General features: G+C 40.4%; 19 protein-coding genes and 1 pseudogene. 10 read left to right on the forward strand and 10 right to left on the reverse strand.

Annotated features, from left to right (window positions below):
- Window positions 1-123 precede the first annotated feature (123 nt).
- From G3O08_RS11210 to G3O08_RS11245, 8 genes are all read left to right on the forward strand, one after another.
- Window positions 124-657, forward strand: coding sequence for an IS1096 element passenger TnpR family protein (locus G3O08_RS11210; protein WP_163285464.1), 534 nt, complete (start codon window positions 124-126; stop codon window positions 655-657).
- Between the two features lie 18 nt (window positions 658-675).
- Window positions 676-1,617: a tRNA (adenosine(37)-N6)-dimethylallyltransferase MiaA gene (miaA, locus tag G3O08_RS11215; protein ID WP_163285465.1), complete on the forward strand. Its 942-nt coding sequence runs from the start codon at window positions 676-678 to the stop codon at window positions 1,615-1,617.
- Window positions 1,618-1,738: 121 nt separating this feature from the next.
- Complete coding sequence (locus G3O08_RS11220; RefSeq protein WP_163285466.1) at window positions 1,739-2,074, forward strand: tetratricopeptide repeat protein; 336 nt, start codon at window positions 1,739-1,741, stop codon at window positions 2,072-2,074.
- Window positions 2,075-2,227: 153 nt separating this feature from the next.
- Window positions 2,228-2,608, forward strand: coding sequence for a hypothetical protein (locus G3O08_RS11225; RefSeq protein ID WP_163285467.1), 381 nt, complete (start codon window positions 2,228-2,230; stop codon window positions 2,606-2,608).
- A gap of 11 nt (window positions 2,609-2,619) precedes the next feature.
- On the forward strand, window positions 2,620-4,767 hold the full coding sequence (locus tag G3O08_RS11230; protein WP_163285468.1) for a prolyl oligopeptidase family serine peptidase: 2,148 nt from the start codon (window positions 2,620-2,622) through the stop codon (window positions 4,765-4,767).
- A 5-nt stretch (window positions 4,768-4,772) separates the two neighbouring features.
- Window positions 4,773-5,825, forward strand: a complete 1,053-nt coding sequence (locus G3O08_RS11235) for a DUF3810 family protein (protein ID WP_163285469.1) — start codon at window positions 4,773-4,775, stop codon at window positions 5,823-5,825.
- 178 nt (window positions 5,826-6,003) lie between these two features.
- On the forward strand, window positions 6,004-6,342 hold the full coding sequence (locus tag G3O08_RS11240) for a helix-turn-helix domain-containing protein (protein WP_163285470.1): 339 nt from the start codon (window positions 6,004-6,006) through the stop codon (window positions 6,340-6,342).
- A complete protein-coding gene (locus G3O08_RS11245) occupies window positions 6,339-6,773 on the forward strand; it encodes a hypothetical protein (RefSeq protein ID WP_163285471.1) in 435 nt (144 codons plus the stop codon). Before G3O08_RS11240 ends, G3O08_RS11245 begins: the two co-directional genes overlap by 4 nt.
- A 200-nt stretch (window positions 6,774-6,973) precedes the next feature.
- On the opposite strand, the pseudogene G3O08_RS11250 reads toward G3O08_RS11245, so the two are convergent.
- From G3O08_RS11250 to G3O08_RS11265, 4 genes and pseudogenes are all read right to left on the reverse strand, one after another.
- Window positions 6,974-7,765, reverse strand: a pseudogene (locus G3O08_RS11250) (RHS repeat-associated core domain-containing protein); the annotation flags it as partial.
- 42 nt (window positions 7,766-7,807) lie between these two features.
- Window positions 7,808-8,911 carry a T9SS type B sorting domain-containing protein gene (locus tag G3O08_RS21725; RefSeq protein ID WP_163285473.1) on the reverse strand — a complete coding sequence of 368 codons (1,104 nt, stop codon included), beginning with the start codon at window positions 8,909-8,911 and terminating at the stop codon, window positions 7,808-7,810.
- Window positions 8,904-9,491, reverse strand: a complete 588-nt coding sequence (locus tag G3O08_RS11260; RefSeq protein WP_163285474.1) for an RNA polymerase sigma factor — start codon at window positions 9,489-9,491, stop codon at window positions 8,904-8,906. The genes G3O08_RS21725 and G3O08_RS11260 overlap by 8 nt, the downstream gene beginning before the upstream one ends.
- Window positions 9,492-9,614: 123 nt before the next feature.
- Window positions 9,615-10,886, reverse strand: coding sequence for an NAD(P)/FAD-dependent oxidoreductase (locus tag G3O08_RS11265; protein ID WP_163285475.1), 1,272 nt, complete (start codon window positions 10,884-10,886; stop codon window positions 9,615-9,617).
- Between the two features lie 192 nt (window positions 10,887-11,078).
- Here G3O08_RS11265 and G3O08_RS11270 point away from each other — a divergent pair, with 192 nt between their 5' ends.
- Window positions 11,079-11,393 (forward strand): DUF962 domain-containing protein, encoded by a 315-nt coding sequence (locus G3O08_RS11270; protein ID WP_163285476.1) that lies wholly within the window; start codon window positions 11,079-11,081, stop codon window positions 11,391-11,393.
- Between the two features lie 60 nt (window positions 11,394-11,453).
- Here the strand turns inward: G3O08_RS11270 and G3O08_RS11275 are convergent, their stop codons facing one another.
- From G3O08_RS11275 to porX, 6 genes are all read right to left on the reverse strand, one after another.
- Entirely contained in the window at window positions 11,454-12,782 is a 1,329-nt protein-coding gene (locus G3O08_RS11275; protein ID WP_163285477.1) for a M16 family metallopeptidase, read from the reverse strand.
- Window positions 12,783-12,802: 20 nt separating this feature from the next.
- Window positions 12,803-14,182: a M16 family metallopeptidase gene (locus tag G3O08_RS11280; RefSeq protein WP_204336851.1), complete on the reverse strand. Its 1,380-nt coding sequence runs from the start codon at window positions 14,180-14,182 to the stop codon at window positions 12,803-12,805.
- A gap of 118 nt (window positions 14,183-14,300) precedes the next feature.
- Window positions 14,301-14,699, reverse strand: a complete 399-nt coding sequence (locus G3O08_RS11285; protein ID WP_163285478.1) for a hypothetical protein — start codon at window positions 14,697-14,699, stop codon at window positions 14,301-14,303.
- Window positions 14,700-15,920 carry an alanine dehydrogenase gene (locus tag G3O08_RS11290; protein ID WP_163285479.1) on the reverse strand — a complete coding sequence of 407 codons (1,221 nt, stop codon included), beginning with the start codon at window positions 15,918-15,920 and terminating at the stop codon, window positions 14,700-14,702.
- 43 nt (window positions 15,921-15,963) lie between these two features.
- Window positions 15,964-16,383, reverse strand: a complete 420-nt coding sequence (gene tsaE / locus G3O08_RS11295) for a tRNA (adenosine(37)-N6)-threonylcarbamoyltransferase complex ATPase subunit type 1 TsaE (RefSeq protein ID WP_163285480.1) — start codon at window positions 16,381-16,383, stop codon at window positions 15,964-15,966.
- Window positions 16,384-16,389: 6 nt separating this feature from the next.
- Window positions 16,390-17,937, reverse strand: coding sequence for a T9SS response regulator signal transducer PorX (gene porX, locus G3O08_RS11300; protein WP_163285481.1), 1,548 nt, complete (start codon window positions 17,935-17,937; stop codon window positions 16,390-16,392).
- Between the two features lie 97 nt (window positions 17,938-18,034).
- On the opposite strand from porX, the gene G3O08_RS11305 reads away from it, so the two are divergent.
- The gene (locus tag G3O08_RS11305) at window positions 18,035-19,297 is read left to right on the forward strand and encodes an HD domain-containing protein (protein ID WP_163285482.1); all 1,263 of its coding nucleotides are present in this window, start codon (window positions 18,035-18,037) and stop codon (window positions 19,295-19,297) included.
- Window positions 19,298-19,333 lie beyond the last annotated feature (36 nt).

Here is a 19,333-nt window from a genome sequence, read left to right on the forward strand (position 1 = left end):
TTACAAAGGTAAAATTTAGGCGTTACGAATTGCACTCTTTTAAATATGGATAATTTCAGATTGAACCTTTTACGAAGAATTCACTTCTAATCTTATTATGTAGCTTTGCATTTTAATACAAGAATGAGAATTTTCCACATACGTGTTTTATTAGATAGTTCACAGGATATTTTTCGCGATATCGAAATTGAAGAAAAATCTACTTTTCTGGATTTGCACAATACCATAATAGAAGCTTTTAAGTTTTCGGGAATGGAAATGGCTTCTTTTTACAAAAGCAATGAACATTGGGACAAGGGAGAGGAGATTGCGCTAATAGATATGATGAACGACCCTGATCAGGAGCCGGTTCGCGCAATGTCTGATACGCCAATTCACGAACTCATGCATGACACGGGCGATAAAATGCTGTATCTCTACGACTTTATGCGCATGTGGATTTTTTACGTTGAGTTTATTAACGAAGTAGAAAGGAGAAATGAGGTGACCTATCCCGAGATTGTGCTTTGGGTAGGAAATGCACCTGCCGAAAACTCAAAAGTAGCCGGGCCTATGGAGGCCGACTTTGAAGAAGGCGATACTATAATTGATTCAGACTACGGATTTGACGAAGACGATGGTGGTTTTGAGCATTACGACGATTCTTTTGAGTATTAATAAATCCCCGCTTAGAATATGACTGACACCACAAAACCTTTACTCATTGTTATTTTGGGCGCCACTGCCGTGGGAAAAACAGCTCTGGCGCTGGCTATTGCCAAAAAATTCAACTGTGAAATAATTTCTGCCGACTCCAGGCAATTTTACCGTGAGTTAACCATTGGAACTGCAAAACCTTCAAAGGAAGAATTGGCCTTAGTACCACACCATCTAATAGATATGCTCAGCATTTCTGAAGATTATACTGCCGGAAAGTTTGAAAATGATGCGGTGAGAGTGATTGACCAGATTCTCGAAACTGGAAAAATACCGATTATGGTAGGCGGATCTGGTTTGTATGTCAAAGCCGTATTGGAAGGTTTAGACAGCCTTCCTTCTAACCCGAATCTGCGCACCGAAATTGAAGACTTTTACGAGCGTGAAGGCTTGGAAGCACTACAAAACCGATTAAAAGCTGTTGATCCGGTTTATTTAAGCCAAATAGACCAGCATAATCATGTAAGGCTGATCAGGGCTATTGAAATATTAGAACTTAGCAAGGTTAAGATGAAAGATCTTTTGCGCGACAGTGCTAAACGAAGGAATTTTTCGCCCTTGATTATTGGTCTTGAAAAGCCCCGCCCCATACTTTATAAGACAATTGATAAACGTGTGGACGCAATGATGAAAGCCGGATTGGAAGCCGAAGCCAAGAATGTAATAGCATTTAAAGACAATCAGGCCTTGCAAACTGTAGGCTACAAAGAGCTGTTTGCCTACTTTGACGGCGAGTATAATTTAAAGCGTGCTGTAGAACTTATCAAAAGAAATACCCGCCATTACGCCAAGCGTCAAATGACCTGGCTGAGAAAAGTTGACGATATAAACTGGTTTACACCCGCCGACCAAGACAAAATTATCGATTTAATAAAATCAGAGCTCAAAACGAGAAGGCAGAAAAATAAAACGGTGGATTAAACCGTTGAAAACTTCACACCTTATTGTGGAAAGCGGCTATGAGATGCCGATGAATAGCCGTAAATTTGGTTTTAATACGTGAACGATCTCTGCGATTTATTAACCCCTAAGAATGTAACCCATGAGTATCAACCGAATGGAAATGATTACAGAAATGCTCGAAAAGAATCCTGACGACACCTTTCTGAACTATGCGGCAGCTCTGGAGCATAAAAAGGCTAAAAAGCCTAAAAATGCAATTCGTATTTTTAAGAAAATAGTTGCTCAGGACCCTGATTATCTCGCCACCTACTATCAATTAGGTAAATTGCTCGAAGAAGTTGGAAAAACAGATGAAGCGATTGAAGTCTACAAAGCCGGACGCCAATTAGCCAAAAAAACCAATGATGTGAAAGCCACTGGCGAGCTATCTGAAGCACTGATGATTTTAGATGCCGGCGATGGATCAGCCTTTTAAAATAAAGGTTAACACCCGAGACGTAATTATTTGAGTTTCGGTTTTGGATGACGGTATTTATAGTGTTATCTACTTTTGTAAATATTTCATACTGTAATCAAAGGTTCCCAAAATATTAGCCATACCCACTCCATCTCTGCAAAAATCTCTTTTTTGATAGGCGTTTCGGCTATCGCCACGTCACTTATTGCCATAGCATTTATTATTCTTGGCATCTTTATGTCTGGTTATGTAGCTGATATATCCGGAAAATACTTTTTTATTGCAGGATCTGTCTTAGTCTTTGTTTCTGTTTTCTTTACAATTGGCCTTTTCTCATTAAAGAATCAGAAACCCAAAGGCCGAATATGGGTGATTTTAGCCTCCATCGGTTTAATCGTAATTCTTGGGCTTTCGGCAATCCAAATTTTAACAGCATCGCCCGGGTGGAAATTAACTTTTCTTACCATTTTTGTTTCAGTTTTAGCAATCGCGCCTTTTGTAGGGCTGATCACCTATCTTTGGCGTTTTCAAAATAGCAAAAAGCCATCTTAACCTATTACATTATGAAAAACAATTTACTTATTGCTGCCTGCCTTTTGGCCATGGCCTGTACTTCTGAATCAAAAATGGAAAAAACCGAAAAAATAGCATATCCTGAAACACGTAAAGATTCTGTTACTGACAATTACTTTGGAACCGAGGTGAGCGATCCATACAGATGGTTGGAAAACGATACTGCGGCAGAAACTGAAAATTGGGTTATAGCTCAAAATATAGTTACCAATGACTATTTATCAAAAATTCCTTACCGCGAAGAAATCAGAAATAGATTGACTGAACTTTTTGATTATCCGCGAATTTCGTCTCCATTTAGAGTAGGAGAGTATTTTTTCTTTTACAAAAACGACGGACTTCAAAACCAGGCAGTTATTTATTATCAAAAAGGAAGAGATGGTGAGCCCCGGATATTTATAGATCCTAATACACTTTCAAAAGACGGCACGGTATCAATAGGACTTCTTGGCGCTTCAAAAGATGACAAGTATATGGCTTACAGCCAATCAAATGCCGGCTCTGACTGGTCTGATATCTACATCAGAGAAATAGAAACGAATAAAACGATGGATGACAAGCTGGAATGGGTAAAATTCTCGGGGGCATCGTGGTACAAAGATGGCTTTTACTACAGCCGTTACCCTGAACCTGCGCCGGGAACTGAACTTTCTGCCGACAATAAAAACCATAGCATTTACTACCACAATTTAGGAGCCGATCAAAGCGAAGACAAGCTTTTTTATCAAAATGAAGCAAAGCCTAATTTGTATCATTATTGTAACATTACCGAAGATAAAGACTATTTGATAATGTACGCCGCGGCCGGAACAGATGGCTTTGAGACCTTTGTGAAAGACCTGAAAAACGATGGACCACTGACTAAAGTGTGTAGTGGCTTTGACAACAAAACCAATATTATAGATTTCTACAACGGGCAGTTTTATGCTACAACAGATATTGGCGCACCAAACTACCGCCTGGTAACTTTCAAACCGGGAAATTTTGACCAATCGGCATGGAAAGATTTAATTCCCGAAACCGAAGAAACACTTGTGAACGTGAGTACAGGCGGTGGCTTCTTATTTGCCGAATATTTGAAAAACGCCCAATCACAAGTTTCGCAGTATAAATACGATGGCACAAAAGTGCGCGACATTGAATTTCCGGCACCGGGAAGCGCCGGAGGATTTAGCGGCGAGCGCGATGACAAAACACTATTTTACAGCTTTACTTCATTTACTTATCCTACTACCATTTTTGAGTTTGATGTTGAAAGCGGAGAGTCAACAGTTTTTAATCAACCCGATTTAAAATTCAATCCATCCGATTTCGAAAGCAAACAAGTATGGTTTGACAGCAAAGACGGAACAAAAATCCCAATGTTTTTGGTTTACAAAAAAGGTCTGGAACTGAATGAAAACAACCCTACCCTGCTTTATGGTTACGGCGGATTCAACATTAGCCTTACCCCGAGTTTCAATACTTCAAACATTGTCTTTTTAGAAAATGGCGGTGTTTATGCACTTGTAAATCTTCGCGGTGGTGGCGAGTTTGGAGAAGAATGGCATCAGCAGGGAATGAAAGAGAAAAAACAAAATGTATTTGATGATTTTATTGGAGCTGCAGAATATCTGATTGCAGAAAAATATACTTCTTCTAAAAAATTAGCGATAAAAGGTGGTTCAAACGGCGGACTTCTGGTAGGTGCAGCCATGACCCAACGACCCGATTTGTTTGCAGTTGCACTACCAGCGGTTGGAGTTATGGATATGCTTAGATATCAAAAGTTTACGGTTGGAAAAGGCTGGGTGCCCGAATTTGGATCTGCCGACAGCAGCAAAACCCAGTTTGAATATCTACACGCTTATTCTCCGCTTCACAATTTAAAAGATGGCACCAGTTATCCAGCTACCATGGTTACAACTGGCGATCATGACGACCGCGTAGTCCCGGCTCACTCATTTAAGTTTGCCTCCAGGTTGCAAGCCGCCCATGCAGGCGATGAACCGGTCTTGATTCGCATTGAAACCGATGCCGGTCACGGTGCCGGAAAACCAATGAGCAAATACATTGACGAGCAGGCAGATGTGTGGGCTTTTACACTGTACGAAATGGGGGTTGATTCGTTGATAAACGTCGCTCCGATTAAAGATTAAAGAATGTGAAGCGAATAGCTCGAAAGAATATTGGCGTTCTGCTTTTATTGATCGCTCTGGCTATTCGCTTCATTTTTTCATTTTCAGAAGGAATATTTGAAACTGTTTATTTTAATGGTCTCTTTCCGGTAATTCGGAAAACACAGTCGGCACTTTCCTTTCTGTGGATTCTTCCGGGATACTACGCTTTGCTTATTCTGCTTATAGCCTGGTTTATCTGGCGCTTTCCGCGAAAGAAGAATTTTAGATTGTTCCTTAAGCAATTACTCAATCTTATCTCTGGCATTGCAGCCGTTTTTTTACTTCTTTGGGGTTATAATTATGTCGATAAAGGATTTGCAAAGCGAATAGAACTTCCCGAAACAGCAAAACTGATTGACATTAGTGAGCACTACCTCAGCACTATGGATTCGGCTATGATATACCGCAGAGCCGTGCCAGAGATTGGAACAGTTCAAAATATTGTGGAAATCAAAAATCTGCCCACAGATTCTGCGATTAACGAATGGGTAAAGAACGTGCTTCACGAATCGGGTTACCCCATAAAATCAACTATTCGGGTACAACATATAAAACCATCGGGCACGCTTCGTAGAATCAACATTGCCGGTATTTACAATCCGTTTACAGGCGAGGCAAATTTAGACAATGCCCTGCCTTCGCTTCCGCGAATTTTCACTACCGCTCATGAAATAGCCCATGGATACGGAGTTACAAGCGAAGCAGAGGCTAATTTTGTAGCATTTCTGGCTTGTTATAAAAGTGGTGATGCGCTTGGCAAATATGCGGCAGCGTATTCGTTGTGGCGGCAAATGGCCAGCGAAATCAATAAGACTTACCCACCAGAATCGATAGAAATACTCGCTGCACAAATTCCCCCTCAACTATGGGACGATCGCCAGGCTATTTTAGAAAGCTACTATAAATACAAAGGCTATTTTCCAAATCTTAGTGACGCCCTAAACGATACCTATCTCAAGATACAGGGAATTGAAAAAGGGACAGACGATTACGATGGTTTCTTACAACTCTATTTCAGATGGCTGGAAACCCTTTAGAAAAAGGGATGGATATTAATTATTCCGCTTGGTCGCATTTCGCTCCGCCGCATTTGCAATGCTACGGAATGATTCGATCAAGTTCTTAAATTTTTCCATACTCGAAAGTCTAAACCCGACATGGCTTTGCCGAAAAGCGTAATTCCGCAGCATCTCAGATGCAACGAACCTGAGGAAAATGGCGTCGTTCGGGAAAAAAGTTAGAGAGTGCTGGGATACAAAAGGTATTTCTCAAAATGAACTCGCAAAGCTCATTGAAGCGCATCATTCCATTATTGGAAAGTACGAGCGCGACGAGGCCAGCCCGTCTATTGAAGCAGCTAAAAAGATTGCCGATACGCTTGGCGTTACGCTCGATGCGCTCGTAGGCGATGGCATAAATGCCGCTTTTGATAAAATTACACTTGCACGGATGCAGGCGGTTATGGAAATGGATGAAAGCAAGAAGAATGTCCTGATTGATCTCATTGATACATATATCCGAGATTATAGAGCTAAAAAAGCGTATGCGTCATGAAGGCCAACTATACTAAGATATATATTTTGATGGCAATAATTCTTATAATGACATCATGTAACTATACTGCTGAAGAAAAGAAAGATGTCATTAATACTACAGAAGCAGAAGTTTATCAATCAAGACAAAATATTCTTACCACATTGGATTCTTCTGAAGTATTTTTTCATTATATAATTAAAAGAATTGAAAACCAACCAGATAGTTTAAGTGAGATTAAAAAGCAATTTGAAGTTGTTTCTCTAAAATTGGAAAAAGAAGTTTCAAAGGAACTGAAAAAAATAAATAAACTCGGATTAGAAAACAAAATAACCAATTCAGAGGCAGATAAATGGTTGAATGACATTCAAGAATCTAAATCAATAGTAGCTTACAAAAAAATCAAACATTTATTGGATTCTTTGGAGAGTTCGGAATCACAATCAGATTAAGGTTATTTTTTCTTTCTTCGTTTGGCCTGTATAAAAAATATTAATATTAGCAATACTCCGAGCGCAAATAAGGCCATTCCACCCCATAAATTTACAACCGGATCTGAAAAGGAATTTCGTTTAACCAATAAATATGATCCCGCTATGATAAAAGCACTTGCTTGATAAAGTAGGTAGAAATCGCCCTTCATTTAAGTAAGCTATTTATTTTCAGGTAGTTGATCATTGCTATTCGTTTGAGGCTGTGCTGAGTCATCGTCAGGGATCAAGTCAATAGCTTCCTTAACTCCAGATGAAATCACAGTTTTAGCTCCCCATTCCAAAACTCCTGAACTGGGAACCCAAGGTGTTATTACGGTTACAGTAGCTTTCATGATTCTTTTCCCATCATCAAAAGGTACCTTATCTGAGAATGATGGCTGTTTTTTCTCTAAACCTTCATCAAATGAAAAGCCGTAAGGATGAAATTGTTCTTCTTCAGATAAAACATCAATACCACCTTGATCAAGTGCCGGAATGAATCCGACTCTATCTATTCTCTTACTCAAACCTAAATACGTATTGCCAGCGCCCGCGCTAATCGAAGTTGCTGTGAAAACTACTGGGTCTACCATACCTTCTGCGAATGACTTAACAACTCCCATTGTGGCTGAGCCAACTATTTGAGCATCTTCCATAAAATCTTCTGCTGTCTGTTTGATAATTAGAGTTGTACCATCATTTTCAAGATAATTTATGAAGCGTTCCCACTCCAAACCTTCCAATTCGACTCCGTCAATAACTCTATTTTCTGAAAATGCGTAAGGTGAATTATGTGGATAGTCCTTGAATAAAGGGTCAATACTCATGAATCTTCCAATTCGCGGATCATGCATACGATACTTATAATTCACAGAATTTCCAACGCCTTTAATTTCGTTGTCCATTTCTTGATTCTGAAATCCGTAACGGTAGCTGTCAGCGTTGTAAGACCTTCCTGGCATGATCGCACCGAATGGATAGTAATTTCTTACTTACCTAATCGTAACTTTCTATCAATAACGTATATTCAACGCTGTGCGATTTCCGGAATACACTTTCCCGTCTATTCCAACCGCGCGATAAGTTACAAAGTACATCGCTCCAACCTGTCCATGCACGGCCTGATCAAAATTCCACTCGCGATTTATGTCACGCGATTCAAAAACCTTTTTATCATTCTGATCAGTAATGACCATGTAAAACTCGGATATGTTTAACGCTCCACTTATTTTATATGTATCGTTTTTACCATCACCATTTGGCGTAAAGGTATTCTGAATGTAAAATTTAGAACCTTCTTTTACAGTTATTTGGACATAATCTTCTGCAATTTCACCTTCCTCATTTTCTACCGAAAGGTAAACTGTATAAATTCCCGGTTCGTCAAAAATCACTTCGGGAGCTTTATCAAAAGATTCGGTCATGTATCCAAATTCCCAATAGTACCTTTCTCCCTGACCTTTGTTATCAAAATGTACCGTAAGCGGCGCATATCCCGAAATTCTATCAGCCATTATCTGGGCTTTTGGTGCCGGCACATTGGGGCTTTGAGTTGCAGCTTTGCCTTCTTTTGCAGAACTTCTGGAAGCTAACTTACGCGCGCTCTGCTTTTCTGAATTTCGCGAATCTATTTCAGCATCGGTATTGGCACTTATAGGTTCAAATGTTAACACTTCGCGAGTCGCAACTTCAGAATTTGAATTGTTTTGAACTTCAGATTTCTCTGTCGCTGCTTGTGGTGAATCATTTACCAATTCAGATTTTTCTACCACTTCAACACTTGCACTTGCAGGTGTCTCGTTTTCTTTTTGAACAACTGTTACCGGCGATTTGCGCTCTGTAACTGTCTCTGGTTTTAATAATTCGACCCCTTGTTCAACTGAATAGCGCCGCACATTCTCATGACCGCTATAAAGCGCCAGAGAAATGAACATAGCCGCCCCGACAATAATTCCAACCACAAAACCCGCATTTGAAAACGGGGCTGCATTTTGAACAGGCAATCCGGCTGGCGATTTAATCCCCGCCCGAATAGCATCCCACGATCCTACAGGCACTTCTGCCTGAGTGGTACGTAGTCGTTTTCCTATTTCTATTTCAAATTTATCTTTAATCACTTACTGATTTATTTAATTCTTCTTCTATCAAATTTCTCATATAGGCTTTCGCCTTTCTATACTGGGTTTTAGAGGTGCTTTCAGTAATTCCGAGCTGCTCTGCAATCTCTTTATGACTGTAATCTTCAACCACATACATATTAAAAACTGTTCTATATCCGGTAGGCATTGTTTCAATTAAAGCCGTGAGTTTTTCATTAGTTAATTCATTCTCATCGTCATTAAAAAGCTCAAACTCCGTCTCGTGCTCATATTTAAATTCTACCTGATATGACTCTTCGTGAACTTTTTCACGCTTATTTTTGCGAATTTGGTCAAGTGCATTATTGGCAATTGTTCGTCTGATCCAGGCTCCCAATGGCCCTTTGCCATTATACATGTCCAGTTTTTGAAACACTTTTATAAATCCATCCTGAAACATGTCCCGGGCTTCTTCATAATCTCTGCCATAACGCAGACAAAGTGCCATCATCTGGCCAGAGTACTGATCAAACAGTTGTGCTTGTGCCTTTTCATTGCCGGTAAGGCAAGCTTCTGCCAACTGCATGTCTTCCACTTCGCTTTTTGTTCCTTTTTTCATTATGACTCCACAAAGCTAAAGAAGTTGTCTGCAATTCGGCCGGTTTCGAAATTCTAAATTTACGCTTGTAAATCAGAATTAGATATTCCGTTATAAAAAATGAAATAAGATTTCGTGTGTACTTTATTCCTTTCGTTTATATGGCCTGATTATCAACCTGATATCTCGATTATAACTAAAGAAATTGATCATCCAGTTAAAGAACACCACTACCCGGTTTCTGAAACCCACAAGTGCTATCAGATGTACAAAAGTCCAAATAAACCAGGCCAGGGTACCTTGTGTTTTATAATGTGGCAAATCTGCCACTGCTCTTGATCGGCCTATGGTAGCGAGCGATCCCTGATCCTTATACTTAAATGGCTTCATAGCTTTACCACGAACCAGACTGCTCAAATTTTTGGCAAGAAGTTTTCCTTGCTGAATGGCGGGTTGAGCAACTTGTGGGTGCCCTTTCGGGAAATCTTTAGTCTCCATATAAGCCAGATCGCCCAATACGTAAAGCCCTTCATAAGCTTCCACCTGGTTAAAGTGATTTACTTTTATGCGATTTCCCTTCACAAGGTTAGCTGCCGGAATCCCATCAAGCGGCTGGCATTTCACACCAGCAGCCCAAATGAGTGTTTGCGTAAGCATGGGCTTGCCGGAAGTGACAATCGTTTTACCATCGTAATCTTTTACCATGGTATTGAGCCAAACGTTTACGCCGAGCGTCTCCAAATATTGCAGCGCTTTTTTAGAAGCTTCTTCCGAAAATGGAGGCAAAACACGCTCTGTACCTTCCACCAGGTGGATGCTCATACGTCTGAAATCCAGATCGGGATAGTCTGTGGGGAGAACATGTTTTTTCAATTCAGCTATCGCACCCGCCAGCTCAACACCGGTAGGGCCACCGCCTACAATTACCACATTCATTAAGCTCTCGCGCTCTTTTAAATCATCGGTTAAAAGTGCAGCTTCAAAATTTTGCAAGATAAGGGAGCGGATGTTAAGTGCTTCAGGAACGAATTTCATTCCCATGGCGCGCTTTTCAATCTCTTCGTTTCCGAAAAAATTGGTGACTGTGCCCGTGGCGAGTACCAGATGGTCGTACTCCAACTCGCCAATTGTGGTACGTAGACATTTCTTTTCAGGAAATACCTCAAGCACCTCCGTCATGCGGAAGTAGAAATTTGGAATTTTATTAAATATTTTTCGAAGTGGGTATGCAATGCTATCAGGCTCAAGCCCCGCCGTAGCCACTTGATAGAGTAATGGCTGAAACGTGTGATAGTTATGCCGGTCTATGAGTACAATCTGAAACTTATCATGGCGCAGGTTTTTGCAAAATTTGAGTCCGGCAAAGCCTCCTCCCACAACTACTACTCTTGGCAAACTGGTATCTGAAATATTCATAGATGAAATTCTCCGACAAAATTAACATTTTGAAAGAGAGTAGGCTGGAAAACTGTGGTATATGAAGTTAAATTAAGTGATTAAATCAGGAAAAAGACTGTCTATTGAAAAGGTAAAGCGGTTATTATTCATCTCTTGCAAATCAATCATTAAATAATAGCTTTACAAGAATAAACCCTGCAAGGCAATTTTATGGAAGAAGAATACAAATCGTTCGAGGCTTTTTATCCTTACTATTTGCGCGAGCATAGAAAAAAGGGCACACGAATAATGCATTTTTTTGGAACCACGTTGGTTTTTTGTTGGCTCATTCTCGCTGCAGTTTTTCTCAATCCATGGTTTATTCTTTACGCTGCCATCAGCGGTTATTTCTTCGCCTGGGTAGGACACTTTTTTATTGAGAAAAACAAACCTGCAACTTTCAAGTACCCTTGGTGGTCGTTGAAAAGCGATTTTAAATTATATTTTGAAATGCTTTCGGGTAAAGAAAAATTTACCGGTAAATAAAAAACCACGCTATTACACGTGGCCTTATCAATTCCATTAAAAAAATTTAAAGTGCTTCTATCACTTTTTCAATTTTTCCATCTTTACCGGCTGCAAAAAGAATTCGGGTTTTACTAAGGCTTCTTTACCGAGGTAAGTCCAGTAAATTTGATCGCCATATTTCTGCATAATGGCATTTAGATCAGACACATCGGTCTCCAGAATCTCTTTGGTGTAGGTGTCCATTTTCTCCCAGCCGCCGTTCATTTCATTCACGCCAAGCCCCATAGCGATTGAGCTATTTGTTTCCTGACCCATATAATAACGTGTAAGATAAGATTGCTTTTTACCGGCGAGTTCCTTTTCGGTAAAACCGTCCTTTTTCACCTTGTTAATCTCATCTACCATTACCTGCAAGCTCTGCTCTGGATCGGTAGTAGAAATATAAACTATGTTCATCGGGTGAGCCATATTTCCTGTTCGCGATGCCGCGGGCGCGTAACTCAAGCTGCGCTTAGTGCGCAATTCTTCAAAAAAGCGATCGCCAAGAATGCTCATTGCGAGATCATTTTCAACAGCTTCTTCTGTACCACGCTTTGGCGCATCAAAAATTCCAAGAATATAATTGGTTTCGAGCTCTCTGTTTTCTACAGACAGGCCTTCCTTAACTTGAGAATCGTTCTGTGCAACAGCTGCCGGTTTGCCCTTTGGCAAATTTGCCAGAGATTCAGTAATTTTCTTTTTCAGGTCTTCTACGCTGATATCACCCACAACTACCAAAAACACATTGTCTTTTACAACAACCTTATTATAATGCTTTTTTAAGTCTTCGATAGTAAGTGCTTCCAAACTTCCGGGAGTTCCATCCGGAATATTTGCATAATTGGTTCCACTCCATGCATTTTCAAAAGCAATGTTTCTCAAGTGAGCATCAGCATTGGTTTTTGACTGCTTGCTCGCAGTAACCATTTGGTTTTGAAGAATAGTAAATTCCTCTGGTCTCCAAGCCGGATTCACAATCGCATCTGAAAAAAGTTTCCAAGATTCATCCCAGTAAATTTTAACGCAATTGAGCGACATAGTTCCGTAATCGTAACCCGAATTTGCAGACATCTGCGCTCCAACAGCTTCTGCTGCTAAATTAAAAGCATCATTGGTCATATCTGTCGGCCCTGATTGCATAACCAGTGAAAGCGCAAGTGATTCAACACCCTCTTTACTTTTATCATAACCCGAAGTACCGCCTTTTACGAATAAGCGTGCGCTTACAGTCCCTTTCACCGATTCGCGCAAAATCACTTTCAAGCCGTTTACTTCAAATTCGGTTGTTTTTGGTTCGGACTCCGCATTTGCGCTTATCACGCCGATAAGCATAATAAGCGTTAAGAATCCTGTTTTAAATTTCATCATTTTAGTAAGGTTTTAAAAAATTACATTTTTAGTGGTTCAATAGACTCAATGGCCATCATTTTCTGCATTTCTGGCGAAAGCAGAATTCCGGTTACATTGGGCTGATCTTGAATATAGGTTTCCACATATTTCTTCATATCTGCCCTGGTCACTTTCTTGAGGTTGTCGATATAATTTACATAGTAATCTAAATCGGCGGAAGCCCACCAAAACGTAAGTGAGTGAACAAAATCTGAGGTACTCTCCCGCGAGTAAATATCTTGTATAGCAAGCTGATTTTTAGCCGCCTCAATTTGCTCATCAGTAAAATAATCATCATCGTTCCATTTGGCGACTTCCGCTTCTAAAGCTGCAATGGCTTCTTTCATTTTTTGCGGATTAGGAACAAAAAAGGTTTGGATAGGCCCGGTGTGATCAAGCGTTTGATAAGATGACCCGGCTTGATAAGCCATACCAGATTGAACAAGGTTTTTTTGAAAATTGCTTGATTCAAGATTCAAAATCGTGTGAAATACATCGGCCGCATAAGTTGAAGCAGGATCTTTTGAAACGCTTGGCCCAAACTGTCCAATCATCATAATTGGTACCCTTGCGTTTTCGTTAAGCGTAATAAAAGATTCTGATTTTTCAAGCGGCGTCATTTCCGGAATCGGATTTTCTTCAAAAATATCAAAATCACTTTTTTTCCAGTCACCGTAAAGTGCTTTAACCTTCTTTTCAACCTCTTCGTGATCTACAGCTCCGGCTACCACAAGAATGGTGTTGTTAGGATAGTAATATCTCTCCTGAATTGTACGCATCTTTTCAGGCGTAGCGGTAAGAATAATGTCGTGATCGCCAATAGTGTTTTTTCGGCTGTAGTTCTCTTTCCAGAGATGGCGACTCATATCATTTAAAAGAAAAAATACCGGGTTTGATTCACTTCGCTGAAACTCGCCATCTACAACCGGATTTTCCTTTTTCATTTCCTCTTCAAGGAAAAGCGGGTACCGAATAGCAGAATTCATAAATTCTAATCCTTCAGAAAGCTTTGTGCTGCTAAGCGTAATAAAGTAGTTAACGCGCTCGAAGCTGGTCGTTCCGTTAAACGAAATTCCAAGCTCATTTACGCGTTCCATAAACTTCTCTTGCGAAGGAATATCCTTATTCGCTTTAAAAAACATGTGTTCGTAGAGGTGAGAAAGTCCGTCGTATTCAGGTGTTTCGGTGTAAGCACCGTTGTGCACAGCTAATTCTATTGTAGCGAGCGGTACACTTTGATCTTCTATTACCAGCAACTCCATTCCATTATCGAGTGTGCTGAAATAAAAATTTTCGGGAAGGGATTTTTGAGCATTTGCAAAGCCACCCGATATAAATAGCGCAGCAAGCAAAATGCTTTTCATTTTATTTATTTTCATTTCCATATTAGGTTTATAAGCGATTAATTGAAAACGCAAAGTACGAATTTTAGACTTAATACCGCACTACCACTCATCACATAATGCCGCCAGCTATCCCGCTTTCGCAAACATTTTCCTAATCACATTCGCAGATAACTGCCTTTTCGGGCAAGGCCACATTTATAAGTGTAGCGAGTGAATCAGCTATACTAAAAGTCATGCGCACTTTGCCGGGATCCAGGTTTGAATCAACCACGTATTTTTTTGGCTCATCATGAGTTTCACTCAATTTAAAACGCACATCTCCTTTTTGTTTAGCCAAGCGCACATCAGCTGTATCAAGATCAAAACAAGCGAGCTGGCATAATGCCTTGTCTGTAATAAGCGGCTCTGAATTTTGTAAGACTGTAAGCACTCGGTTTCCCGGAAGCCAATCTGTAAGAATGTGAAGGCGGTCATTAAAAAAGAAAAGCACGAGCACGCTCCCCATCAAAACACCAAAAATATATAGCCTAAGCCGTCGTCCGAATTTCATTTAAAAAGCTGCAAAAAGTAAGTCAATATCCTTGTAAGGAAGTCTAAAAACTTCACCAAGAGTCTCATTTGTAAGGGTTCCGTTGTAAATATAGACACCATGTCGAAAACCCATATCGCGCTTAATCAGGTTTGAGCAACCACCATTTTGACCAATATTGAGAATAAGCGGCAAAAAGATATTGCTCAGGGCAATAGATGCGGTACGGCTTACGCGCGATGCAATATTGGGAACACAATAATGTGTAACTCCGTGTTTAACGAAAGTGGGATTTTGGTGATTTGTAACCTCCGAAGTTTCAAAACATCCGCCCTTATCTATGCTAATGTCTACAATGACAGATCCTGCTTTCATTCCAGAAACCATCTCTTCGGTTACTACGGTGGGTGTACGTCCATCGCTTCCGCGAAGAGCGCCAATAACTACATCTGCCTGACGCAATGCTTTTTTCAAATCTTCGGGCTGTATTACAGAGGTAAAAAGCCGCTGTCCCAAATCATTTTGAATTCGGCGAAGGCGATAAATAGAGAAATCAAATACTTTTACTGACGCTCCAAAACCCAGTGCTGCCCGGCAAGCGTATTCTGCAACCGTTCCAGCGCCAATTATCACTACCTCGGTAGGTGCCACTCCAGATATTCCGCCAAACATCAACCCCTGGCCTTTACCGGCAATGCTTAAATGTTCGGCAGCGACCACCACGGCTGTATTTCCCGCAATTTCGCCCATAGCGCGCACAACAGGAAAAATCTGCTCTTCGTCTTGAATATAATCCCAGGCAATGGCAGAAACTTTCTTTTCCATTAGCTTGCGAAGCGTGTCTCTCGGCTGTACACTTAGCTGCAATGCCGAAAACAAGGTTTGCTTGTGGCCCATCATGCTTATTTCTTCATGACTTGGAGGAGCTACTTTCAGAACTAAATCGCATTGAAAAGCTTCTTTTCTATCGTAGGCTATTTTTGCTCCGGCTTCGCTGTACTGTTTATCTTCAAAATATGAACTCTTTCCCGCTTCCGATTCCACAACCACCTCGTGACCATTGCTTACAAGTACAGCCACAGCATCGGGCGTAAGCCCTACCCGCTTTTCCTGGTACGAGGTTTCACGCGGAATTCCAATTTGCAAGTGTTTTGAATGTTCGCCTACAGCCATTAGCTGCTCTTGGGGTTGCAGTGATGCCTGTCTTGCCAGGGCCTTTAGTGCTTCTTTGGAACTTACCATTGAGGAATTATTTTTTCAGCGCTTGAAAGTACACATTTTGCGCTCACGAAGGTAATTCTACTTTTATTTTACGCACATTTTCTTCTTCATTTATGAAAATCTTTACCGTTTCATCAGGCAAAAGGGCCTCAATTTTTTCTGGCCATTCCATAAAGCACCAGGCATCGCTGTAAAAATATTCTTCATAACCAATATCGTAAACTTCATCAATCGACTCAATTCGGTAAAAATCGAAATGGTAAACGGGTTTATTTTCGGCGTCGCGGTATTCGTTCACAATCGAAAAAGTAGGACTGCTTCCCGGCTCTTTAACGCCCAGAATTTCAATAAACTGGAGGATTAAAGTGGTTTTGCCCACCCCCATATTTCCATAAAAGGCAAAAAGCCGGAAATCTCCGGCCTTTCTCAATATGTCGCGGGCAATTTTTGGTAAATCGCCCGTAGATTCTGCGCTGTATTCCACTTCGTTCTATTTTGCAGTAAGTTTCACTATAGGAATTAAGACCTCTTGCAGCGAAATTCCGCCGTGCTGAAAGGTGTCCTTGTAATACCTCATAAAGTGGTTGTAATTATTTGGATAGACAAAGTACTGTCTTTCTTTGGCAAATATATACGAGCTGGTCATATTGGTTTTTGGCAAAAATCCATCTTCCGGTTTTGTAATCGCAAACACATCTTTGCTGTCGTAGTTTAGATTTCTACCTTGCTTGTATCGCAAATTCGTACTCGTATTTCTGTCGCCAATTACTTTTATGGGTTCATTTACTTGAACTGTTCCGTGATCTGTTGTAATAATTACCCTTCCTTTTTTCTCTGCGATAGTTTGCAAAATATCGCGTAGTGGCGAATGCTCAAACCAACTCAAAGTGAGCGATCTATATGCCGAATCATCATCAGCCAGCTCGCGAATCATTTCCATATCTGTTCGCGCATGCGAGAGCATATCCACAAAGTTGTATACGATTACGTTAAGCTCATTGGTCATTAAATTCGAAACATTGTCGGCAAGCTTTCTACCGGCATCGAGCTTCGTAATTTTATTGTAGCTCATTTTTATATCCTTGCCAAGGCGCTTCAACTGATTTTGAAGCAATTCCTCTTCGTGCATATTTTTACCGCCCTCATCTTCATCATTAATCCAAAGTTTGGGGTAAAGCTTTTGAATTTCGCTCGGCATAAGGCCGGCAAAAAGTGAATTACGCGCGTATTGTGTAGCCGTAGGAAGAATACTGAAATAAATATCTTCTTCATTTACATGAAAATACTGATTCAATACCGGCTCAATAAATTTCCATTGATCGTAACGCAAATTGTCAATCACGATTAAAAAAAGTGGATCTTTCTTAATTTCAGGAGCAATTTTATGCTTAAAAATATTGTGCGACATAAGCGGAGCTTCATCGCTATTTTCATGAAGCCAGCCTACATAATTTTCGCTCAGGTATTTCGAAAAATAGCTGTTCGCCTCGGTTTTCTGCATCGTGAGCACTTCTTCCATTACACCATCACTGCCACTTTCGAGCTCAAGCTCCCAAAAAACCAGCTTTCTATAAAGATCTTTCCAGTCTTCCACATCGAGCCTGTCATTCAGCGTCATGCCTATTTGGCGAAAAGCAGACTGGTAATTTGAAGTCGTTTTTTCATTGATGAGCTTCTTGTTCTCCAGGTTTTTCTTGATAGAAAGTAAAATCTGATTCGGGTTAACCGGCTTTATAAGGTAATCAGAGATTTTAGAACCAATGGCGTCTTCCATAATAGACTCTTCCTCGCTTTTGGTAATCATTACCACAGGCACATTGGGTTTTATTTCCTTAATCCTACTCAGGGTTTCAAGACCCGATAGACCGGGCATATTTTCATCCAGAAAGATAATATCGAAAGTCTCCTCTTCGGCAAGTTCAACAGCATCGTGGCCGTTATTAACCGTTTTTACAACAAATCCTTTCTCTTGCAAAAAGAGAACGTGTGGTTTCAGGAGTTCGATTTCATCGTCGGCCCAGAGTATTTTTGATGGCATATAATTTACAGGTTTTTGTTAGAACACCAATAATGGCGTACTTTTGACACTTATAACAAAATTCGCGCCGCTTTAGTGTGCAATGTCAGCATAAATCATGGGTGAAATAAACTTATTTGAACCATTTAACAAACGCAAAATTTTAAACGATCCGGTTTATGGGTTTATAACAATGCCCAACGAATTGATTTACGATTTGGTAGAACACCCTTATTTTCAGCGCTTACGGCGAATAAAGCAGGTAGGCATGTCGCATCTGGTGTATCCGGGCGCCAATCATACCCGGTTTCACCATGCCTTGGGTGCCACCCATCTTATGCAAACCGCTATTACCAATCTGCGCGAAAAAGGCATTGAAATCAGTGAAGAAGAAGCTCGGGGCGCACTGGTAGCCATTCTCTTACACGACATTGGTCACGGGCCGTTTTCGCATAGCCTTGAGTTTACTGTTGTAAAAAATGTGAGCCACGAGGTTATTTCTGCGCTGCTAATGGAACGACTCAACAAAGAGTTTAAGGGTGCCCTTACTACCGGAATTAAAATTTTTAAGGGAGAATATCCAAAACCCTTTTTGCACCAATTGGTAAGCAGCCAGCTCGACATGGACAGACTGGATTATTTGTCGCGCGACAGCTTTTACACCGGTGTATCTGAAGGTGTTGTAAGCAATCAGCGAATTATAAAGATGCTGAATGTATATGATAATAATCTGGTGGTAGAGGAAAAAGGCATTTATTCTATCGAAAAATTTATTGTCGCTCGCCGGCTAATGTACTGGCAAGTATATCTGCATAAAACGGTGGTTTCTGCCGAAAGGCTGCTAATTAATATTCTGACACGGGCGAAATTTTGTGCCCGACGTGGCGATAAGCTTTTTGGATCGCCGCCCTTATGCTATTTTCTTTATCACGATTATGGACGCGAAGACTTTGTAAACGATCCCGAAGTTATTGACACATTTGTAAAGCTTGACGATATCGACATAATGGGAGCCATAAAAGTGTGGACAAATCATGAAGACAAAATTTTGAGTGATCTCTGCACTAAATTGACAGACAGAAGGCTGCCCAGCGTCATTCTCAGCAAAAGCCCATTTGATGAAAGTGAGATAAATAAATTAAAGCAGAAAACGATGGATTTGCTACACCTCAATACAGAAGAGGTGAAATATTATTTTCACTTAGATGTTTTAGAAAATCACGCTTACGACAGCGCTATAGATGGTATAAATATTCTGACTAAAACCGGCAATTTAATTGACCTTGCAGAAGCATCAGACAATCGTACATTGCTCGCTCAAACCGAAGCGGTGAAAAAGTATGTTTTGTACTTTCCCAAAGAGGTTAAAAAGAATGCTTAAAGCCTTGATAAAGCCATACATATTAATTTATATATT

The organism is Cryomorpha ignava, assembly GCF_010686655.1.
GTDB classification, from domain to species: Bacteria; Bacteroidota; Bacteroidia; order Flavobacteriales_D; family Cryomorphaceae; genus Cryomorpha; species Cryomorpha ignava.